This is a genomic window from Roseivivax sp. THAF30 (genome assembly GCF_009363575.1).
GTDB lineage: Bacteria > Pseudomonadota > Alphaproteobacteria > Rhodobacterales > Rhodobacteraceae > Roseivivax > Roseivivax halotolerans.
Map to the genome: position 1 here is coordinate 3,437,444 of NZ_CP045389.1, position 20,739 is coordinate 3,458,182.

A 20,739-nucleotide genomic window follows, 5' to 3' on the forward strand; every position below is an offset into this window, starting at 1 on the left:
CCCCATGGACGGCACTCTGAGCGCGAACGACCTGTCGCACATCGTCACCGCCGACAAGGCGCATGTCTGGCATCACCTGAGCCAGCACAAGCCGTGGGAGACATCGGACCCCAATATCCTCATCGAGGGCAAGGGGATGCGGGTCTGGAACCAGAACGGCAAGGAACATCTCGACGCCGTCTCTGGCGCGGTCTGGACAGTGAACGTGGGCTACGGACGCGAGGAAATCGCGCGCGCTGTCTACGAGCAGCTCTGCAAGATGAACTACTTCGCAGGCGCGGCGGGCACTGTGCCGGGCGCATTGTTCGCCGAGAAGCTCATCGAGAAGATGCCGGGCATGAGCCGGGTCTATTACTGCAACTCAGGCAGCGAGGCGAACGAGAAGGCCTTCAAGATGGTCCGCCAGATCGCGCACAAGCGCTATGGCGGCAAGAAGCACAAGATCCTTTTCCGCGACCGCGACTACCACGGCACCACGATCGGCTGTCTTTCGGCCGGCGGGCAGGACGAGCGCAACGCGCAATACGGCCCCTTCGCGCCGGGTTTCGTGCGGGTTCCGCATTGCCTCGAGTATCGCCGCCACGAACAGGACGGCGCACCGGTCGAGAATTACGGCGAGTGGGCCGCGAACCAGATCGAGGAAGTTATCCTGCGCGAAGGTCCGGACACGGTGGGCGCGCTCTGCCTCGAGCCAGTCACCGCAGGCGGCGGCGTTATCGCCCCGCCCGAAGGCTACTGGCCCCGCGTGCAGGAGATCTGCCGCAAGTACGACATCCTTCTGCATATCGATGAGGTCGTCTGCGGCGTCGGGCGCACCGGAACGCATTGGTTCGGCTACCAGCATTACGGGGTCGAGCCAGACATGGTCACGATGGCCAAGGGCGTCGCCTCGGGATACGCGGCGATTGCCTGCCTGACGACGACGGAGGCGGTCTTCGATCTCTTCAAGTCGGACGAGACCGATCCCATGGATTACTTCCGCGACATCTCCACCTTCGGGGGATGTACTGCCGGTCCCGCCGCCGCGCTCGAGAACATGGCGATCATCGAGCGCGAGGATCTGCTCGAGAACACGACGCGGATGGGCGACTACATGCTCGGCCGCCTGAACGAGCTGAAGGACAAGCACCGCATCATCGGCGATGTGCGCGGCAAGGGTCTGTTTCTCGGTGCCGAGCTTGTCACTGACCGCGACACGAAAGAGCCGGCCGAGGAAGCCCGCGTCAAAGCCGTCGTCGGCGACTGCATGAAGCAGGGCCTGATCATCGGCGCGACGAACCGCTCCGTGCCCGGCAAGAACAACACGCTCTGCTTCTCGCCAGCGCTGATCGCCAAGAAGGACGATATCGACGAGATCATCGAGGGCGTGGACGGCGCGCTGAGCCGCGTCTTCGGGTGAGCGAGGCGAACACGTTCGGCCAGCCGGTCGGGGACAAGGTCGAGATCGCCCTGCCCCGGCCGCGTCCGCCGCGAGAACCGATGCAAGGCCGAACCTGTGCCTTGATGCCGTCCGTCCCGGACCACGCGGAGGCACTTTTCGCAGCCTATGCGGAGGATAGAGACGGGCGGAACTGGACCTACCTGCCGAATCCTGCTCCGCGTGACGCTGCGGAGATGCGCGCCCGGCTCGAGGAGATGGCCGAGAGCGACGACCCCCAGTTCTATACGGTTCTGGACGGCGACGGGCAGCCCTTGGGCACCGCCAGTTACCTCAGGATCAACCCCGAAGCGGCCAGTATCGAGGTCGGCTGGATCAGCTTCTCGCCGCGCCTTCAGCGGACGATCATGTCTACCGAGGCAATGGCGCTGATGATGACGCGCGCCTTCGATGAACTGGGATACCGGCGCTATGAGTGGAAATGCGATGCGCTGAACGCGCCGTCGCGTGCGGCAGCCGAACGGCTGGGCTTCACCTATGAGGGAACGCACCGACAGGCGACCGTCGTGAAAGGGCGCAACCGTGATACGGCGTGGTTCTCGATCCTCGATCAGGAATGGCCCCGGATCAAGCGCGGCCTCACCGCCTGGCTGGATCCGGGAAATTTCGATGAAAAGGGGCGCCAAATGACGCCCCTCTCCGATCTATTCCGCCGGTGACGGTTCTGCGCCCCCGTCGCGCCTGCCGTCGATGCGGTCGGTCGTCGGCAAGGTTGCGCCCTCGCCGTGCAGATCCTCCGCTGTCGGCCGTGTGCCCACGGTGATGTAGTCGATATCCTCTGCCGCCAGCCCGATCGCGAGCGACGGGATCATCATGAACACCAGGCAGAAGATCGGGAGCCCGACCACGGTGATGACCTGCTGCAAGGCTGTCAGGCCCGCTTCACCCGCCAGCATGATGAGCAGCACCGCGATGGTCCCTTCCGAGATACCCCAGAACAGACGCTGCTGAACGGGGCCGGCATGGGCCTCGCCGGTGCAGAGCATATCCACGACGAGCGATGCGGAGTCCGACGAGGTGGCGAAGAAGATCGCCACGATGATGACCGCAAAGCCCTGGATCAGCGTCGTGAACGGGAAGTTCTCGAAAAAGGCGAACATCGCCAGCGGGATAGAGTTAGACACCGCCTCCGACAATTGACCGGCCGCGTCGCCCATCTGATCGCGCGCTGCGGCGCCGATGCCGTCGAGCTCCATCGCCTGCCAGCCGAAGATCGCGAACCAGATCAGCGTGAAGAGCGACGGTGCCAGAAGGACGCCGAGCACGAATTCGCGGATCGTCCGGCCTTTCGAGATACGCGCCACGAAAAGGCCCATGAACGGCGACCAGGTCACGGTCCAGGCCCAATAGAAGACCGTCCAGGAACCCTGCCAGCCCCATTCATCCGTATCGGGCCGCACATCGGACAGCATGTCGTTCCAGAACGCGAGACGCGGCAGGTTGTGCAGGTAGAGCCCTGCGGTCTCCACGATCCCGCGCAACAGGAACAGGGTCGATCCGGTCACAAGGACGAATATCATCAGGGCTACCGCCATGCCGATATTGATGTTCGACAAAAGCTTAACGCCGCTGTCGAGGCCCGCCACGATCGAGCCGACCGCAACTGCGGTCAGCGCAACGATGATGAGGATCTGCACGAACGGCCCGTCACCGGTTCCGAAAAGCTCATTAAGGCCCGCAGCGACCTGGCTGGAGCCGAGACCAAGCGAGACGGCGACGCCGAACAGCGTGCCGAGGATCGCGACGACGTCGATGGTCTTGCCGATCGGCCCGGAAATCTTGTCACCGAGAAGCGGATAGAACACCGAGCTCACGCGGACCGGCAGCTTGTAGCGATAGATGAAATAGGCAAAGGCGAGGCCCGGAAGCGTGAAGATCGTCCAGGTGTGAAGCCCGAGGTGATAGAGCGCGATTGAGATCGCGTCCTGCGCGGCCTCGGGTGAATGCGCCTCGACGCCAGGCAGCGGTGGCGTCGCGAAATGGCTCATCGGCTCGGCCACGCCCCAGAACATCAGAACGGTCCCGATCCCGCCCGCGAAGAGCATCGTGAACCAAGACACGAACGTATATTCCGGCCTCGAATTTCGCCCGCCAAGGCGAATATGCCCGTACCGCGATGAGGCGACCCAGATCAGGAAGCCAAGCCAGACATTCACGCCAAGTACGAAGAACCAGCCGAGATTGGTGACGATCCAGGCGCGCGCCGCTTCGAAGGCGGATCCGATCGGACCTGGAGCGATGATCAGCGCCAGGGCGAAGACCACCATGAAAATAGCTGAGAAAAAGAAAATAGTCGGGTCGGTCCTGAGACCGAAACGGCGGGCGAGGGATTCCATCGCACATCCTTCCTGCGGCGGAACCGCCCGCCACTTTGGAGTGAGTGATAAAGTCTTACGCCACGGAAACAGATTTGGTTCCCGTTAGAGTTCAGCGAATTTCAAGATCTACGCGGGGAGCCTTTTGTCGCACCGGCCCGTGTCTCGGGCTGCAAATTCGCCATTTCAACGAGCCCGGCCGGTCGTTGGACCGTTTGGCGATGACGCCGCGATGAAGACACGGCCTACACTGAAAGCCTTTGCCAGCCGCGTTTTCGGGATAGCGAACAGGATGAGCGGGCCCGCACATTCGCCAAGGAGGGATCAGGCAGTCCGGGCTCTCGCGTTGCGTCAGCCGATACCCGCCGCCGAACGAAACACGCATCTTCACCGAGGATGCGATGTTTCAGGCGACCCAAACGCAAAAGGCCGCGCCCGGTGGCACGGCCTTCAGCTTGCTCGGCGCGTAACGCCGATCAGTCGTTCACGCTGTCCTTGAGGGCCTTTGCAACGGTCACCTTGACCTGCTTGTCAGCCTCTTTCTTGAACTGCTCGCCGGTCGCGGGGTTGCGGACCATGCGCTCGGGGCGCTCGCGGCAGTAGAACTTGCCGACACCGGGGAGCGTCACGGCACCGCCGCCGGACACTTCGCGCGTGATGATATTCACCAGCGAGTCGAGCGCGGCCGTCGCGGTCTTCTTGTCGCTGTCCATCTCTTCTGCCAGCGCGGTCACGAGCTGGCTCTTGGTCATCGGCTTCGCCATTCCTGTCTCCTTCGTCATCCCCTATTGGGGGCTCAATACGTTATATGAACCGCATATTGCGTGAGAACACAACAATTAGGGTTCGCTTTCCCCAACAAAACAAGCTCTTTTTTAGCATTACACGCCGTCAAAGGAAGGCCGTTTCATCGAAACTACGCAACTTTCGGCTGTGCACGCGGGCGAGGGGCATCTCGCGGAGGATCTCCATCGCGCGTATGCCGATCATCAGGTGGCGGGCAACCTGTGTCCGGTAGAAGTCCGACGCCATGCCCGGCAGCTTGAGTTCTCCGTGCAAGGGCTTGTCCGAAACGCAGAGAAGCGTGCCGTAGGGCACGCGGAAGCGGAAGCCGTTTGCCGCGATGGTCGCGCTTTCCATGTCGAGCGCGATGGCACGGCTCTGGCTGAGACGCTGAACCGGCCCATGTTTGTCGCGCAGCTCCCAGTTGCGGTTGTCGACGCTGGCGACAGTGCCGGTCCGCATGATGCGTTTGAGATCGTAGCCCTTGAGTTCCGTCTCGGTCGCCACCGCCTCCTCGAGAGAGGTCTGGATCTCGGCGAGCGCCGGGATCGGCACCCAGACCGGCAGATCGTCGTCGAGCACGCGGTCCTCGCGGAGATAGGCGTGGGCCAGCACGAAATCGCCGAGCGACTGCGAATTCCGAAGCCCCGCGCAATGCCCGACCATGATCCAGGCATGTGGACGCAGAACCGCGATATGGTCCGTGGCGGTCTTGGCGTTCGACGGACCGACTCCGATGTTCACCAGGGTGATACCCGACCCGTTTGCACGCTTGAGGTGATAGGTCGGCATCTGCGGCATCTTTGGTGATAGGGGCAGATCGCCGTCGGGCGTCGTGATCTCGTGGTTGTCCGTCGCAACGAAGCTCGTATACCCGCTTTCCGGATCGGCGAGCGCGGCACGGGCATAGGCTTCGAACTCCGTCACATAGAACTGGTAGTTCGTGAAAAGCACGTGGTTCTGAAAGTGCGCCGGGTCCGTGGCGGTGTAATGCGCGAGACGGGCGAGCGAGTAATCCACGCGCTGTGCGGTGAACGGGGCGAGGGGCTCGGTGCCGTCCTCGGCCGCCTTGGCGACGCCGTTGACGATATCGTCGTTCGTTGTCGTGAGGTCGGGCACGTCGAAGACATCGCGCAGGATAAAATCCGCCGCGCCTTCCTGAGGGACGGTAACGCCCGCGCGGCTGGAGACGGCGAAGTGCACCGGCATCGGCGTCGCCGACAGGCCGATCCGAACCGGAACGCCGTGGTTCTCGATCAGAAGACCGATCTGCTGCTCAAGATAGGCGCGGAACAGATCCGGCCGGGTGATCGAGGTCGCATGCATGCCGGGCGCCGCGACATGTCCGAAGGCAAGCCGGCTGTCGACCTTGGCGAAGGTCGCCGTGGCGATACGCACCTCGGGATAGAACGCCCGGTAGCGCACGCCCGGATGCCCCTCCTCCATCGCCGCCTGGAAGCGGTCGCACAAAAATCCGGTTGCGATATCGTAAAGCTCGCAAAGACGCGCCACCGCTGCGGCGGGGTCGTCGAACGTGGCCTCTTCCGGCACTGTCGGGGTGACCAGTTCAACACCACCCATGAAATCCTGCATCCTGTCCTCACGCGATCGATTGCGCGCAAACTGACACCGGCGCATCGCGGGATCAAGCAAGGCTGATCGTCATCGGCGGAACCCCGGGCCGATCGCCGGGGTTTGCCGCAGATGCAGAACATCCCCGATCTCGTTTACTTCCCCGACGACCGCCCCGGCATCACTCGCCGGAAGCGAGGACGTGGCTGGAGCTATACCGCACCCGACGGCACCCTGATCGCGGACAAGAAGGAACGCGCCCGGCTCGATGCGATGGCAGTGCCGCCGGCCTATACCGATGTCTGGATGTGTCCCGACCCGCTCGGCCATCTGCAGGCGACGGGGCGGGATGCGCGGGCGCGCAAGCAATATCGCTACCACCCCGATTGGACCGCCTTTCGGGCGCGGCAGAAATTCGATCACCTACGCGCATTCGGCACCGCGTTGCCGTCGATCCGCCGACGCATCCAGCGCAACCTGCGCGACGGTGAGGCGGGCGATCAGAGCTTCGCCATCGCCGCGATCCTGGCACTGCTCGACCGGGCGAACCTGCGGGTCGGCAATCCCGACTACGCCCGGCAGAACCGCACATTCGGTGCCACGACACTGCGCCCCCGTCACCTGTCGCTCGAAGGCGGAAAGGTGCACCTCACCTATCGGGCCAAGGGCGGCGATCTCGTGGAGAAGGAGCTGCGGGATCAGACGCTGAACCGCGTGCTCGACCGGCTCGACGATCTGGGCGGGCCGACGCTTGTGTCCTGGGAAGACGAAACCGGCACCGCGCGCGCCGTAACCTCCGCGGAGGTCAACGCCTATCTCGCCGGGCAGACGGACAGCGATGCCATCACCGCCAAGACCTTCCGCACGTGGAACGGCACCGTGACCGCGTTCGAGGTCGCCATGCGCGAGGAGAGCCTGACGATCAAATCCATGACCGAAGCCGCTGCGGAGCGCCTGCACAATACGCCCGCGATCTGCCGATCGAGCTACATCCATCCCGATGTGATCGCACTCGCGGAAACACCTCTCGCGGAGCGTCGCCGCCTGATCGAGACTGCTCCCGAGACGCGCGGACTCCGGCAGTCGGAAGCGGGGCTTCTGAACCTGCTCTAGCGCATCTGGCGTTCCTCTGCCGCTCCACCTAACCTCTGATCTCGACAGCGACAGGAGGGTCAGATGGGCGAAAGAAAAACCGCGCGCGGCGTCGAGCTGCCCGGCTTGCGGGCATGACGATAACGATCCGCGAGGTCGATCCGCGCGCACCCGAGGCGCTAGCCTGTTTGCAGCGTTACTACGCCGAACTCGATGCCCGCTTCGACGGCGGCTTCGACGTGACGCTCTCTGCAGATCCCGAAGCGCTACAGATGATGCCCCCGCTCGGCAGCTTCCTGATCGCCGCGCGCGAGGGTCGCGATCTCGGCTGCGTCGGTCTCAAGGGCGACGGAACTGTTATCGGAGAGGTCAAGCGCCTCTGGGTCTCGCCCGAGGCGCGCGGTGCCGGGCTTGCCCGCCGCCTGATGGACGCGCTCGAAGACCGGGCGTGCGGCCTCGGCATCTCGGTGCTCCGTCTCGACACGAACAGCGCATTGCCAGAGGCGGTCGGACTCTACCGAAATTCCGGCTGGCGCGAGATCCCGCGTTTCAACAGCGATCCCTACCCGGATGTGTTCTTCGAGAAGGCAGTGCGGCAGACCGGCTGAGGCCGGCCCGCCCGTGCTTCAGCGGATGCGCTGACCGTTGGCCAGAACCTGGCCGTCTTCGGTCACGCGGATCGTCGAGCTCAGACTGTCCTCGCCGTCACCCGGCACGGTGAACATCGACATCATCATTCGCGCACCCATCGCGTCCTCGTTCGACAGGATACCCATGGAGATCAGGCTGTCGATGAGCGCATTCGCGCCGGTCAGGTTCAGCGTGGCCTCTCCCGAAGGCGCGGGCATGCCGCCGAAGGCTTCGGTGTTCTCGTTGTCGAAGGTGAAGGCCCCTTCGCCGGCCAGTTCGGCACCGGCCGCCGAGAGCCGCAGCTCGTCGATCGTGACCGCGTTGATCTCGGCAGGCGCCTCGCCCGAAGCTTCCATCGCCTCGGGATCGAAGAAGCTCGCCGTCGGCGTCGCCTGCCCCGACAGATCGATCACCAGAGTCGCGGGATCCCGCGGCAGGTTACCTTGCGGGTCGAACATCGACCACAGCATCTCGGATACTTCGAGCCCGTCGAGCCGGATCAGCGCCTCGAAATCCTGCGGCTCCTCCGACGCGGTGACCGGCATCAGCAGGGACGTTTCGGTGGACGCGGCGGAGGCCGAGATCGGGAAGGGCACGTCCGGCGAGGAAATGTCGAATTGCAGCTCCTGCGCCGCGACACCGTAGGCAAGCCCGGCTCCCGACATCGATACCGTGAGGCTGCCGCCGCCCGAGGACGACGCCATTTCAAACGGCGCGCCATCGCTCGTGCCGGACAGTTGCGATTGCCCGCTTTCAAAGGCGATCTCGCCGGTCACGTCGAGCCCCGCCTCGATCATCTCGTCGGCCATCATCTGATCGTCGAGCTCGGGCACCGCGCCGCTGCCCGTCATCGCAACGCCCGTCAGAGCGTTCGAATAGCTGCCGGTGTCGCCGGTCTCTGGATCGGTGAAATTGAAGTCGATGCTCATCTCCTCCGCCCGGATGTCCTGATCGAAGGTCATCGGATCGGAATAGACGAGATCGAAGCCGCCGCTCATCGCGGTGAAGGCGACCTGACCGCTAGCCTGATCGTCAGGGAGGGCCTCGCCGTCCACCGAAACCTCGCGCAGGACGATGCCGAGCTCGGGCGCATCGACCGTGTAGGTCATCTCGCTGTCATCCCCCGAGGCGACAAGCGACATGTCCGTATGCGTGTAATCGAGTGACAGGACCGTCTCCTGCCCCTCTTCGGTGAAGGAGACCGTGATCGGCATGGTCTCCGGGAATGTGATGAGCACCGTGCCGTCGCCCTGATCCGCGAAGGTGACGTCGCCGCCTTCCCAGACGAGGCTGCCATCGCTGTCGGACATGTCCATCCGGGCCACGAGGCCCGCGGCGGTGAGCGCGTCTCCGCTCTCGGAGACATTGGCCGTCACCTCGTAGCCCGATGTCTCGAGATAGCTGCGAAACCCGTCCCAAACCTCGCTTGGGGTGACGTCGGCCAGCGCGGGCGCGCCGGAGGCGACAAGAGCCAAGGCACTGACCCCGGCGATATGGCGAATGCGGTCGGTCTGCATGGGCATGTCCTTCCCTCGGGGCGATCTTGCGGTTGGCCGGAGCATCCTTCCTGCCCGGTGAGAGGTCAAGGGGCTGGACCGTCCGGGCCGGCCGGATTACGCCTTTGCCCGATCCGTTTTTCAGGAGGCCCTCCCATGGACATGACCGGCAAGGCCGTTTTCATCACCGGCGCGAGCCGCGGCATCGGCGAGGCCGCCGCGCGCGAATTCGCCAATGCAGGGGCGCGCGTCGCCCTCATAGCTCGCAGCGCCGACCGCATCGCCGAGATCGCGGGCGAGATCGGCGAGAACGCCATCGCCATTCCCTGCGACATCTCCCGTTTCTGGGAAGTCGAGCAAGCGGTCGAGAACACCGTCCGCACCTTCGGAAGCCTCGACGTGGTCATCAACAATGCCGGCGTGATCGAGCCGATCTCCCGTCTGGCCGACGCCGACCCTGATGCCTGGGGCAATGTCATCGACATCAATCTCAAGGGTGTCTTTCACGGCATGCGCGCCGCGCTGCCGGTGATGCGCGCGCAAGGCTCCGGCACGATCCTGACGATCGGCTCCGGCGCGGCACATGGGCCCCTCGAAGCATGGTCGCATTATTGTGCGTCGAAGGCTGGCGCGCTGATGCTCACGCGGATGGCCGACAAGGAGAATTCCGAAGCGGGGATCCGCGCGCTCTCGCTCTCGCCCGGCACGGTGGCGACCGAGATGCAGCGCGAGATCAAGGCGTCCGGCGTCAATCCGGTCAGCAAGCTCGACTGGTCCGATCACATCCCGCCCGAATGGGTCGCCAAGGCGCTTCTGTGGATGTGCGGGTCCGAGGCCGATGACTGGAAAGGCGACGAAATCTCGCTGCGCGATCCCGGTATACGCGCGAAGGTCGGCCTCACGTGATCCGTGTCGAGGATGCCGGCGGTCTCCGGCGCATCACGCTCGACCGCCCGGACAAGGCCAACGCGCTCACGCCCGAGATGCTGTCGGATCTCGCCGATGCCGCGGAAGCCGCAGAGGAGATACCGGCGCTGATCCTGACTGGCACCGGCCGCGTCTTCTCTGCCGGTGCCGATCTCGACGCCGCGAAGGCAGGCATGGCCGTGTCACCCGATTGGGAGCGGCTGTCGCGCGCCATTGCCGCCCATCCCGGTCTCACCATCGCCGCGCTGAACGGCACGGCCGCCGGCGGCGCGATGGGCATGGTTCTCGCCTGCGACATCCGCCTGGCCGTGTCCGAGGCGAAATTCTTCTACCCGGTGATGAAACTCGGCTATCTGCCGCAACCCTCTGATCCTGCGCGCCTTGCCGCTTTGATCGGGCCGGCGCGAGCGAAGATGATCCTGATGGCAGGGCAAAAGATCACGGCAGGCGAAGCCCTGAGCTGGGGTCTCGTAGACCGGATCGTGGACGCGCCCGCCAAGGAGGCGGAAGCGCTTGTGGCCGATGTGCTTGCTGCAGGCACCTCCCATGCCAGCGCGATCAAGGCCATGATCGGCTGACGCCGCCCTGTCTTTGGGTTGGGACAAATACCGCGGGGGTGTGGGGGCAGAGCCCCCACTCGCCCTGGGCCGCCTTACGCGGCCTTCTTCATGTAGACCGACTTCGCGTTGACGAATTCCTTCATGCCGAAGCCGCCATGCTCGCGGCCATAGCCTGAATCCTTCACGCCGCCGAACGGCATGTTGGGGATCGCCACGTTGAACCCGTTCACGCAGACCATGCCGGTGTCGAAATAGGTCGCGGCGAGCTTGCGGGCATAGTCCTCATCCTTCGAGAATATGCCGCCACCGAGACCGTAGCGGCTATCATTCGCGATACGCATCGCGTCCTCGTCATCCTTGGCCTTGATGACCGAGGCGACAGGACCGAAGAGCTCGTCGTCATAGGCCGGCTGACCGGGTGCCACGTCGACGAGAACCGTGGCGGGGTAGAACGCGCCCGGCCCGTCCGGTGCTTCGCCGCCGCAAAGAACGCGCGCGCCCTTCGCGACGCTGTCCTTCACCTGATCGGCCAGTTCGTCGCGCAAATCGATCCGCGCCATAGGCCCGAGCTTGGTGGTCTCGTCCGACGGGTCGCCCGTCTCGATCGCGCCCATCTTCTCCGAGAAGCGCTCGACGAAGGCATCGTAATTCTTCTCGGTCACGATGAAGCGCTTGGCATTCACGCAGGTCTCGCCGTTATTGTAGATCCGGCCCGCGACACAGGAGTCGACCGCGAGATCAAGGTCGGCGTCGTCAAGGATCAGGTAGGCATCGTTCGAGCCGAGCTCGAGCACGCTTTTCTTCAATACCGACGCGGCCTTCTCGGCCACCTTGCGGCCTGCGCCATCGCTGCCGGTGAGCGTCACGCCGCGCACGCGAGCGTTTTCGATGACCTTGTCGGATTGCTCGTGGCTGATCCGCAGAACGGTGAACAGGTTCTCCGGCAAACCCGCCTTCTGCATCAGATTCTCGAGGAAGAGGCCGCTGCCGGTGCAGTTCTCCGCGTGCTTCAGCAGGACGCCATTGCCTGCCATCAGGTTCGCGATGGCATAGCGGACCACCTGGTAACAGGGGAAGTTCCAAGGCTGGATACCGTAGATCACGCCGAGCGGCGCGTAGGTGATCACGCCCGTGCCACCCGGAATGTCGCGCTCTTCCTCAGCGAGCTCTTTCGGGCCGTTATCGGCAGTGAAGTCGCAGATCGCGGCGCATAGCTCGATCTCGTCGCGGCTGTCGCCAATGAGTTTTCCGACCTCGCGGGTCATCAGCTGGGCGAAGTCTTCCTTGTTGTCCCGCAAGGCCTGGCCGACCGCGCGGATCTTCTCCGCGCGCGCCTCGAGGCTCTGGAGGCGCCAGTCGAGAAAGGCGTTGTGGCACGCCTCGACGGCATCGCGCGCCTCGGCATCACTCATGTAGGAATATTCGGCAATCGGTTCGTCATTGGCCGGATTGATCGTCTGAATGTCGGCGGACATGTACTGCTCCTTGATTATCAGTCCCCGCTCAACGCGACCAGCCGACCAGGTTTCCATCCTCACGTGAATGTGGCGCGCCACGCCCCCTTTCTTTGGATTGGCCCAAATACCCGCGGGGAGCGCGAGGGGCTGGCCCCTCGCTCCCTCCCGCTGTACCGCTCGATACATTGCCCCTTGCAGACTCGGGGCAAGCTCCGTATATCCCAATCTAACAGCGGCGCGCTGGGGTCCACACCCGGCGCCCACCGGATCACATGACGGGCCGCGGGCCCGTTTTTTTGTGTCCGCGTCCCAAACTACGCCAAGCAGGACCTTATGTCTGACCTGATCGCAAAAACCTCGATGGACCGCCGGATCGCAGAGATCGCCGGCCCCGTGATCGAGGATCTCGGCTTCGAGCTGGTGCGCGTGCGTCTCCAGGGCGGCAAGTCGCCGCTCTTGCAGATCATGGCCGAGCGCCCCGATGGCGGGATCGAAGTCGATGAATGCGGCGAGATATCGACGGCCGTTTCCGCCGTGCTCGACGTGGAAGATCCGATTCTCGACGCCTATACGCTCGAAGTCTCCTCGCCCGGTATCGACCGCCCCCTGACGCGCCTGAAGGATTTTGATACCTTCGAGGGTTACGAGGCCAAGCTCGAAACGCATGACCTCATCGACGGGCGCAAGCGCTTCAAGGGCGTTCTGGCCGGTGTCGAGGGCTCCGAAGTGCTCATCAATATCGAAGAAGGCACGGTGGGGCTGCAATTCGACTGGCTCGCCGATGCCAAGCTCGTCCTCACCGACGAGCTGATCCGCGAGATGCTGAAAGCGCGCAAGGACGCGGGCACCGAGCCCGACGACTTCGACCAATCCCGATTTGACGAAATCCTGGCCGATGATGGCGGCCCCGAGGAGGAGTAAGACGAATGGCAATCACCTCTGCCAACCAGCTTGAGCTTCTGCAGACCGCCGAGGCGGTCGCGCGCGAGAAGATGATCGACCCCGGTCTCGTGGTCGAGGCGATGGAAGAGAGCCTCGCCCGCGCCGCCAAGTCGCGCTACGGCTCCGAGATGGACATCCGCGTGAAGATCGACCGCCGCACCGGCCGGGCGACCTTCACCCGCGTCCGCACCGTCGTCGACGAGGAAGAGCTGGAAAACTACCAGGCCGAGATGACCGTCGAGCAGGCCAAGCAGTACCTCGCGGACCCTCAGATCGGCGATACCTACGAAGAGGAAGTTCCGCCGGTCGAGCTGGGCCGGATCGCCGCGCAAAGCGCCAAGCAGGTGATACTGCAGAAGGTCCGCGAAGCCGAACGCGACCGCCAGTTCGAGGAATTCAAGGATCGCGCCGGCACCATCATCAACGGCGTCGTCAAGCGCGAGGAATACGGCAACGTCATCGTCGATATCGGCCGCGGCGAGGGCATCCTGCGCCGCAACGAGAAGATCGGCCGCGAAGCCTACCGCGCCAATGACCGCATCCGCTGCTACATCAAGGATGTGCGGCGTGAGACGCGCGGGCCGCAGATCTTCCTGTCGCGCACCGCGCCTGAATTCATGGCCGAGCTCTTCAAGATGGAAGTGCCCGAGATCTACGACGGCATCATCGAGATCAAGGCCGTCGCCCGCGATCCGGGCAGCCGCGCCAAGATCGCCGTGATCTCCTATGACAGCTCGATCGACCCCGTGGGCGCCTGCGTCGGTATGCGCGGCTCCCGCGTGCAGGCGGTCGTGAACGAACTTCAGGGCGAGAAGATCGACATCATCCCGTGGAACGAGGATGTGCCGACCTTCCTCGTGAACGCGCTGCAGCCGGCCGAGGTCTCGAAGGTCGTTCTCGACGAGGATGCCGAGCGGATCGAGGTCGTCGTGCCCGATGAGCAGCTGTCGCTCGCCATCGGTCGGCGCGGCCAGAACGTGCGCCTCGCCTCTCAGCTCACCGGTCTCGACATCGACATCATGACCGAGGAGGAAGAGAGCCAGCGCCGGCAGAAGGAATTCGAGGAGCGCACGCAGCTCTTCGTGGACGCGCTCGACGTGGACGAGTTCTTCGCCCAGCTCCTGGTCTCCGAAGGCTTCACCAATCTCGAAGAGGTCGCCTATGTGGAGATCGACGAGCTGACCGTCATCGACGGGGTGGACGACGAGACCGCCGAGGAGCTGCAGGCCCGTGCCCGCGACGTCCTCGAGGCGCAGGCCGCCGAAGCGCTGGAGCGTGCCCGCGCGCTCGGTGCGGAGGACAGCCTCATTGAATTCGAGGGGCTGACACCCCAAATGGTGGAGGCACTCGCGAAGGACGACGTGAAGACGCTCGAGGATTTCGCGACCTGCGCGGATTGGGAACTGGCCGGCGGCTGGACCACGGTCGACGGACAGCGCACCAAGGATGACGGCGTTCTGGAGCCCTTCGAGGTCAGCCTCGAGGAAGCGCAGAACATGGTCATGACCGCGCGCGTTCTTCTGGGCTGGGTCGACCCGACCGAGATCGAGACCGAGGCGGAAGGCGACGACGCCGCCGACGAAGGCTCCGAAGAGACCGAGGAGGCATAAGCGGCCATTGACCCGAGGCGGACGCAGCAAAGACCGCAGTGCCGGACCCGAACGGCGCTGCATCGCGACTGGAGAGGTTCTGCCTGTCGAGCGGCTGATCCGCTTCGTGGTGGGCCCCGATGGCTCGATCGTGCCCGACATTGCCGGCAAGCTGCCGGGCCGGGGCATCTGGGTCTCTGCGACGCGCGGGGATATCGACAAGGCGGCGGGCAAGAACCTCTTTGCCCGCGCCGCCAAGACAAAGGTATCGGTGCCCGAGGGGCTGGCCGACAATGTGACGGATATGCTGGCCGAACGCGTGGTCAACCTTATCAGCCTCGCCCGCAAGTCGGGTGATGCCGTGGCGGGCTACGAGAAGGTGAAGGACTGGCTTCAGAAGGAAGAGGCCGAAGTCCTGATCCAGGCCGAGGACGGCTCAGCCCGCGGCAAGACGAAGCTGTCGACTCCCCATTTCGGCACCTATATCGGGTGGCTCGGGGCTGACGAGCTCGGGCGCGCCTTCGGGCGAGATAAAGTGATACATGCCGCGCTCGGCGCTGGCGGACTCACGAAACGTGTTGTAGAGGATGCCCGACGCCTGAAGGGCATGCGCACAGCCGGACTGGCGCAAGACGCGGCAGCAGGGGCTGCCGGAAAGGATAAGAGAGCTTCATGAGCGAAAACGACGGCAAGAAGACATTGGGTGTACGCGGTGGTCCCCGTTCGGGATCGGTGAAGCAGAGCTTCAGCCACGGACGCACCAAGAACGTCGTGGTGGAGACCAAGCGCAAACGCGTCGTGGTGCCCAAGAGCAGCACGGGACCGGCATCCAAGTCCGGCTCCGGTGATGCCGGGCAAAGCGCCGCGCAGCGAGCCGCGGCTTCGGCCAAGCGCCCCGCCGGTATTTCCGATGCGGAGATGGAACGGCGTCTGAGAGCGCTGCAGGCCGCCAAGGCACGCGAGGCCGACGAACAGGCCCAGCGCGAAGCCGAGGAAAAGGCCCGCGCCGAAGAGCGCGAGCGCATGCGCGCCGAGAAGGAACAGAAAGAGCGCGAACAGCGTGAGGCCGAAGAGCGCGCCAAGGCAAAGGCCGAGGACGAGGAACGCCGCAAGCGCGAGGAGGCCGAAGCGGCCGAACGCGCCAAGGCCGCGCCCGCCCAGCCCGCGCCCGACGCCGATCCACAGAGTGCACGTGGCAAGGCAGCGCCCAAGACCACGAACAAGCCCGAGCGTGAGCGCGAGGATCGCAACCGCGCGCCGAAGGCTCGTGACGGCGGCCGCCGCTCCGGCAAGCTGACCGTCAGCCAGGCCCTTTCGGGCGGGGAAGGCGGACGCCAGAAATCCATGGCCGCGATGAAGCGCAAGCAGGAGCGTGCGCGCCAGAAGGCTATGGGTGGTCCCGTCAACCGCGAGAAGGTGATGCGCGAGGTCAAGCTGCCCGAGGCGATCACCGTGGCCGAGCTGGCCAACCGCATGACAGAACGGGTCGGTGACGTCGTAAAGGCGCTCATGCAGAACGGCGTCATGGCGACGCAGAACCAGACCATCGACGCCGATACCGCAGAGCTCATCATCGAGGAATTCGGCCACACCGTGACGCGTGTGTCGGACGCGGATGTGGAGCAGGTCATCGAACAGGTCGAGGACAATCCCGAGGATCTGAAGGACCGCGCGCCGATCATCACCGTCATGGGCCATGTCGACCACGGCAAGACCTCGCTTCTGGACGCGATCCGGAACGCGAAGGTGACCCAGGGCGAGGCCGGCGGCATCACCCAGCATATCGGCGCCTACCAGGTGCAGACCGAAGGCGGCACGACGCTGACCTTCCTCGACACGCCGGGCCACGCGGCCTTCACCTCGATGCGCTCGCGGGGCGCACAGGTGACGGATATCGTGATCCTCGTGGTCGCTGCCGATGATGCGGTCATGCCGCAGACCATCGAGGCGATCAATCACGCCAAAGCCGCCGAAGTGCCGATGATCGTTGCGATCAACAAGTGCGACAAGCCCGATGCGAACCCGACCAAGGTCCGCACCGATCTGCTCCAGCACGAGGTTGTCGTCGAAGAGATGTCCGGCGACGTGCAGGACGTGGAGGTCTCGGCGAAGAGCGGCAAGGGCCTCGACGAGCTGCTCGAAGCCATCGCACTGCAATCGGAAATTCTCGAGCTCAAGGCCAACCCCGACCGCGCCGCGCAAGGCGCCGTCATCGAGGCCAAGCTCGACGTGGGCCGCGGCCCCGTCGCGACCGTTCTCGTGCAGAACGGCACGCTGCGCCAAGGCGACATCTTCGTCGTCGGGGAGCAGTGGGGCAAGGTCCGCGCGATGGAGAACGATCAGGGCGCGCGCGTCAAGGAAGCCGGTCCGTCGGTTCCGGTGGAGGTTCTGGGCCTCAACGGCACGCCCGAGGCGGGCGACGTTCTGAACGTCGTCTCGACCGAGGCGCAGGCCCGCGAGATCGCCGAGTACCGCCAGCAGGTCGCCAAGGACAAGCGCGCCGCAGCCGGTGCGGCGACGACGCTCGAAGCGCTGATGCAGAAAGCCAAGGACGACGAGAACGTCACCGAGCTGCCGGTGCTGGTAAAAGCCGACGTGCAAGGTTCGGCCGAGGCGATCGTTCAGGCGCTCGAGAAGGTCGGCAACGAAGAGGTGCGCGTGCGCGTCCTGCATTACGGCGTCGGTGCGATCACCGAAACCGATGTGGGCCTCGCCGAAGCCTCCGAAGCGCCGATCCTCGGCTTCAACGTTCGAGCCAATGCCTCGGCGCGCAACTCGGCCAACCAGAAGGGCGTGGAGCTGCGCTATTACAGCGTGATCTATGACCTTGTGGACGACGTGAAAGCGGCGGCCTCCGGCCTTCTCTCGAACGAGATCCGCGAGAACTTCATCGGCTATGCCAAGATCCTGGAGACCTTCCGCGTCTCGGGCGTCGGCACCGTCGCGGGCTGCCTCGTGACCGAAGGCGTGGCACGCCGGTCGGCCGGTGTGCGTCTCTTGCGCGACGACGTGGTGATCCACGAAGGCACGCTGAAGACGCTCAAGCGCTTCAAGGACGAGGTGGCCGAGGTCATCTCGGGCCAGGAATGCGGCATGGCGTTCGAGAACTACGATGACGTCCGCAAGGAGGACGTGATCGAGATCTTCGAGCGTGAGGAAATCGCCCGCACGCTGAGCTGATTGTCTTTCGGAGAAAACAAAACGGCCCGCCAATCGGCGGGCCTTTTTCGTTTCTCGGGGCAGCCTGGACGCCGCTAGAGCCAGTCGCGCAGGATCGGGACGATCGGCACGTCGGCCGGCGGCATGGGATATTCCGCAAGCGCATTGGCCCGCACCCATTTCAGGGTCTGCCCTTCCTTCGGATGCGGAATGCCCTCCCATTTGCGGCAGGCGAAGAGCGGCATCAGCAGATGAAAGTCGTCATAGCTGTGCGAGGCGAAGGTCAGCGGCGCGAGGCAGGAGGACCATGTGCCGATACCAAGCTCCTCGGAAAGCTCGCGGATGAGCGCCGCTTCGGGCGTCTCGCCCGGCTCGACCTTGCCACCGGGAAACTCCCAAAGCCCGGCCATCGACTTGCCCTCGGGCCGCTGCGCGAGAAGGACGCGGCCCTCTGCATCAATGAGGGCAACAGCCGAGACGAGCACCACCTTCATGGCCGCGCGCCCGTGGATCGGGCAGGAGCGAGGGGCCAGCCCCTCGCGCTCCCCGCGGTATTTTCGCCAACCCAAAGACACATGCGCGTCACGAGCGGTAATCGGCGTTGATCGAGATATAGCCGTGCGTGAGATCGCAGGTCCAGACCGTCGCCGCGCCGTCCCCGAGGCCGAGATCGACGGCGACCGTGATCTCCGGCTCCTTCATCACGGCCGCGCCCATCTCTTCGCGATACTCGGGCGAGACCCAGCCTTTCTCCGCGACCAGAACGTCGCCGAAGCGAATCGACAGAAGGTCGCGGTCTGCCGCCGCGCCCGACTTGCCGATCGCCATGACGATGCGGCCCCAATTCGGGTCTTCGCCCGCGATGGCGGTCTTGACGAGCGGCGAATTGGCGATGGCAATCGCATGGGTGCGCGCATCGTTGTCGGAGGCGGCGCCGGTAACTTGGACGGTCACGAATTTCGTCGCGCCTTCTCCGTCCTTGACGACCTGATGCGCCAGATCGAGGAAGACGCTTTCGAGCGCCGTGGCAAAAGCGGTGTCGGACTTGGCGACGCGCACACCCGACGCGCCGGTCGCCCCCATCAGGAGCGTGTCCGAGGTCGAGGTATCGCTGTCGACGGTAATGCAGTTGAAGCTGCGCTCATTGATCCCCGAGACCAGCGCCTGCAGATCATCCTTCGCGATGGCCGCATCGGTGAAGACGTAGACCAGCATCGTCGCCATGTCGGGCGCGATCATGCCGGAGCCTTTCGCGATGCCAGCAATCCTGACTGTCTGTCCGTCGATCTCGATCTCCGCAGACGCGCCTTTCGGGAAGGTATCGGTCGTCGTGATCGCATTGGCCGCGCCCGCGATATTCTCTTCGTCGAGCCCCGCCACAAGGTCGGCCACCTTCGCCACGATGCGCTCGTGCGGCAGAGGCTCCCCGATCACGCCGGTCGAGGAGGTGAAGACGCGGCTTGGGGGCAGGTCCATCGCGGTCGAGACCGCCTCGCAGAGCGCCTGAACCGACGCATCCCCGGCGCGCCCCGTGAAGGCGTTGGAATTGCCGGAATTGACCAGGATCGCCGCGCCGTCGCCCGCCTCCGGCTCGAGCGCGATCTTGGCCTGGCAATCGAGCACATTGGCCGAGCGGGTGGCAGAGCGTGTGAACACGCCCGCCACGGTCGAGCCCGGCGCGAGATGCGCGAGCATCACATCGGTGCGCCCGGCATAGCGAACGCCCGCCGCCGCAGTGGCAAAGCGGACGCCCTTGATCACCGGCAGCGCCGGGAAGGCATCGGGGGCCAGCGGCGAGCGGCTGGTGATCTTCGCCATCTTACTCGCTCATCAGAAGATCGGTGCGGCCCAGAACCGCCGGATCGAGATCCTCGCCGGGGCGCGTGACCTCGGAGCCAGCGACCAGCTCTTCGATTGCGGCCTCGACACGTGCCTGTGCGAGCTGCTGTTCGATCTGGTCACGCACCTCCTCGAGGGCGGGCGCTTCTTGCTGCCGGGTCTCGTTCAGCTTCACGACATGCCAGCCGAACTGCGTCTCGACCGGCTCCGAGATCGCGCCGGGTTCAAGCGTTTCGACGGCGTCCTGGAAGGGCTGCACCATCTGGCCGGCCGCGAACCATCCAAGATCGCCGCCATTCGCGCCGGACGGGCCGGTGGAGCGTTCCTGCGCGAGCGTCGCGAAATCGGCGCCGCCGTTCAGCTCCTCGATGAGAGCCTGCGCCTCTTCCTCGGTCTCGACGAGGATATGCGCCGCGTTGTATTCGGTCGCGCCGCCCTCGTTGCCAAATTGCTCGTCATACGCATTCTGGATGTCTTCTTCGCTCACTGCGTCACGGGACAGCCCGGCGACGGCTTCGGAGGCGAGAAGCGCGCGACGCTCGTTTTCGAGCGTCAGGCGCACGCCGGTCGTCTCTTCGGCGGAATCCGATTGCGCCAGCGCTTCCTGCTGGATCAGCTGATCGAGGATGCCCTCGAACAGAACATCCGGGGGAAGCTGCTGGTATTGCTCGGGAAGACCTGCGCGCACCATGATCATGTGGCCCAGCGTGATCTCTTCGCCATTCACCGTCGCGACGACTTCGGACAGATCCGCGTCGGGCGCGGTTTCGGATCCGGCGGTCTCATCCTGGGACCATGCCGGGCCGGCAAACGCGAGGAGCGCGGCAACGGCGGTGAGTTTCAGGCTCGGTCGGGACATCTTCACCTCTTTCTGCCACCCGTGCGGGCAGCGTTGACACTGTGAGGACCGGCCCTTACATCGCTCGTGGCTCTGTGCAGC

General features: G+C 64.7%; 18 protein-coding genes. 10 read left to right on the forward strand and 8 right to left on the reverse strand.

The window, feature by feature from the left end; genetic code table 11:
- Positions 1-4 precede the first annotated feature (4 nt).
- Complete coding sequence (locus FIU91_RS16665) at positions 5-1,399, forward strand: aspartate aminotransferase family protein (protein ID WP_152463330.1); 1,395 nt, start codon at positions 5-7, stop codon at positions 1,397-1,399.
- Positions 1,396-2,097, forward strand: a complete 702-nt coding sequence (locus FIU91_RS16670) for a GNAT family N-acetyltransferase (protein ID WP_254701992.1) — start codon at positions 1,396-1,398, stop codon at positions 2,095-2,097. The genes FIU91_RS16665 and FIU91_RS16670 overlap by 4 nt, the downstream gene beginning before the upstream one ends.
- Here FIU91_RS16670 and FIU91_RS16675 read toward each other — a convergent pair.
- The 3 genes from FIU91_RS16675 to FIU91_RS16685 all read right to left on the reverse strand — a co-directional run bounded on the left by FIU91_RS16675 (position 2,083) and on the right by FIU91_RS16685 (position 6,117).
- Complete coding sequence (locus FIU91_RS16675; protein WP_152463331.1) at positions 2,083-3,774, reverse strand: BCCT family transporter; 1,692 nt, start codon at positions 3,772-3,774, stop codon at positions 2,083-2,085. The genes FIU91_RS16670 and FIU91_RS16675 overlap by 15 nt on opposite strands.
- 455 nt (positions 3,775-4,229) lie before the next feature.
- A complete protein-coding gene (locus FIU91_RS16680) occupies positions 4,230-4,517 on the reverse strand; it encodes an HU family DNA-binding protein (protein WP_093008857.1) in 288 nt (95 codons plus the stop codon).
- A gap of 127 nt (positions 4,518-4,644) precedes the next feature.
- The gene (locus FIU91_RS16685; protein ID WP_371418200.1) at positions 4,645-6,117 is read right to left on the reverse strand and encodes an AMP nucleosidase; all 1,473 of its coding nucleotides are present in this window, start codon (positions 6,115-6,117) and stop codon (positions 4,645-4,647) included.
- Between the two features lie 123 nt (positions 6,118-6,240).
- On the opposite strand from FIU91_RS16685, the gene FIU91_RS16690 reads away from it, so the two are divergent.
- Positions 6,241-7,221: a DNA topoisomerase IB gene (locus FIU91_RS16690; RefSeq protein ID WP_152463332.1), complete on the forward strand. Its 981-nt coding sequence runs from the start codon at positions 6,241-6,243 to the stop codon at positions 7,219-7,221.
- Positions 7,222-7,334: 113 nt separating this feature from the next.
- Positions 7,335-7,808, forward strand: coding sequence for a GNAT family N-acetyltransferase (locus FIU91_RS16695; protein ID WP_152463333.1), 474 nt, complete (start codon positions 7,335-7,337; stop codon positions 7,806-7,808).
- Between the two features lie 18 nt (positions 7,809-7,826).
- Here the strand turns inward: FIU91_RS16695 and FIU91_RS16700 are convergent, their stop codons facing one another.
- Complete coding sequence (locus FIU91_RS16700) at positions 7,827-9,347, reverse strand: DUF2125 domain-containing protein (protein WP_172975038.1); 1,521 nt, start codon at positions 9,345-9,347, stop codon at positions 7,827-7,829.
- Positions 9,348-9,482: 135 nt separating this feature from the next.
- On the opposite strand from FIU91_RS16700, the gene FIU91_RS16705 reads away from it, so the two are divergent.
- Both FIU91_RS16705 and FIU91_RS16710 read left to right on the forward strand, forming a co-directional pair.
- On the forward strand, positions 9,483-10,232 hold the full coding sequence (locus FIU91_RS16705) for an SDR family oxidoreductase (RefSeq protein WP_152463335.1): 750 nt from the start codon (positions 9,483-9,485) through the stop codon (positions 10,230-10,232).
- A complete protein-coding gene (locus FIU91_RS16710; protein ID WP_152463336.1) occupies positions 10,229-10,831 on the forward strand; it encodes an enoyl-CoA hydratase/isomerase family protein in 603 nt (200 codons plus the stop codon). Before FIU91_RS16705 ends, FIU91_RS16710 begins: the two co-directional genes overlap by 4 nt.
- Positions 10,832-10,905: 74 nt before the next feature.
- Here FIU91_RS16710 and FIU91_RS16715 read toward each other — a convergent pair whose 3' ends face one another.
- Positions 10,906-12,288 carry an NAD-dependent succinate-semialdehyde dehydrogenase gene (locus FIU91_RS16715; RefSeq protein WP_152463337.1) on the reverse strand — a complete coding sequence of 461 codons (1,383 nt, stop codon included), beginning with the start codon at positions 12,286-12,288 and terminating at the stop codon, positions 10,906-10,908.
- Between the two features lie 315 nt (positions 12,289-12,603).
- Here FIU91_RS16715 and rimP point away from each other — a divergent pair, with 315 nt between their 5' ends.
- The 4 genes from rimP to infB are packed head-to-tail and all read left to right on the forward strand — an operon-like array spanning position 12,604 to position 17,981.
- Positions 12,604-13,191 carry a ribosome maturation factor RimP gene (gene rimP, locus FIU91_RS16720; protein ID WP_093008865.1) on the forward strand — a complete coding sequence of 196 codons (588 nt, stop codon included), beginning with the start codon at positions 12,604-12,606 and terminating at the stop codon, positions 13,189-13,191.
- A gap of 5 nt (positions 13,192-13,196) precedes the next feature.
- Positions 13,197-14,822, forward strand: coding sequence for a transcription termination factor NusA (gene nusA / locus FIU91_RS16725; RefSeq protein WP_152463338.1), 1,626 nt, complete (start codon positions 13,197-13,199; stop codon positions 14,820-14,822).
- Between the two features lie 7 nt (positions 14,823-14,829).
- Positions 14,830-15,477, forward strand: a complete 648-nt coding sequence (locus FIU91_RS16730; protein WP_093008867.1) for an RNA-binding protein — start codon at positions 14,830-14,832, stop codon at positions 15,475-15,477.
- Complete coding sequence (infB, locus tag FIU91_RS16735; RefSeq protein ID WP_093008868.1) at positions 15,474-17,981, forward strand: translation initiation factor IF-2; 2,508 nt, start codon at positions 15,474-15,476, stop codon at positions 17,979-17,981. Before FIU91_RS16730 ends, infB begins: the two co-directional genes overlap by 4 nt.
- A 74-nt stretch (positions 17,982-18,055) precedes the next feature.
- Here the strand turns inward: infB and mutT are convergent, their stop codons facing one another.
- The 3 genes from mutT to FIU91_RS16750 all read right to left on the reverse strand — a co-directional run bounded on the left by mutT (position 18,056) and on the right by FIU91_RS16750 (position 20,658).
- A complete protein-coding gene (gene mutT, locus FIU91_RS16740; RefSeq protein WP_152463339.1) occupies positions 18,056-18,454 on the reverse strand; it encodes an 8-oxo-dGTP diphosphatase MutT in 399 nt (132 codons plus the stop codon).
- 88 nt (positions 18,455-18,542) lie between these two features.
- Positions 18,543-19,778 carry a bifunctional glutamate N-acetyltransferase/amino-acid acetyltransferase ArgJ gene (gene argJ / locus FIU91_RS16745; RefSeq protein ID WP_152463340.1) on the reverse strand — a complete coding sequence of 412 codons (1,236 nt, stop codon included), beginning with the start codon at positions 19,776-19,778 and terminating at the stop codon, positions 18,543-18,545.
- Position 19,779: 1 nt separating this feature from the next.
- Entirely contained in the window at positions 19,780-20,658 is an 879-nt protein-coding gene (locus FIU91_RS16750) for a peptidylprolyl isomerase (RefSeq protein WP_152463341.1), read from the reverse strand.
- Positions 20,659-20,739: the final 81 nt, after the last annotated feature.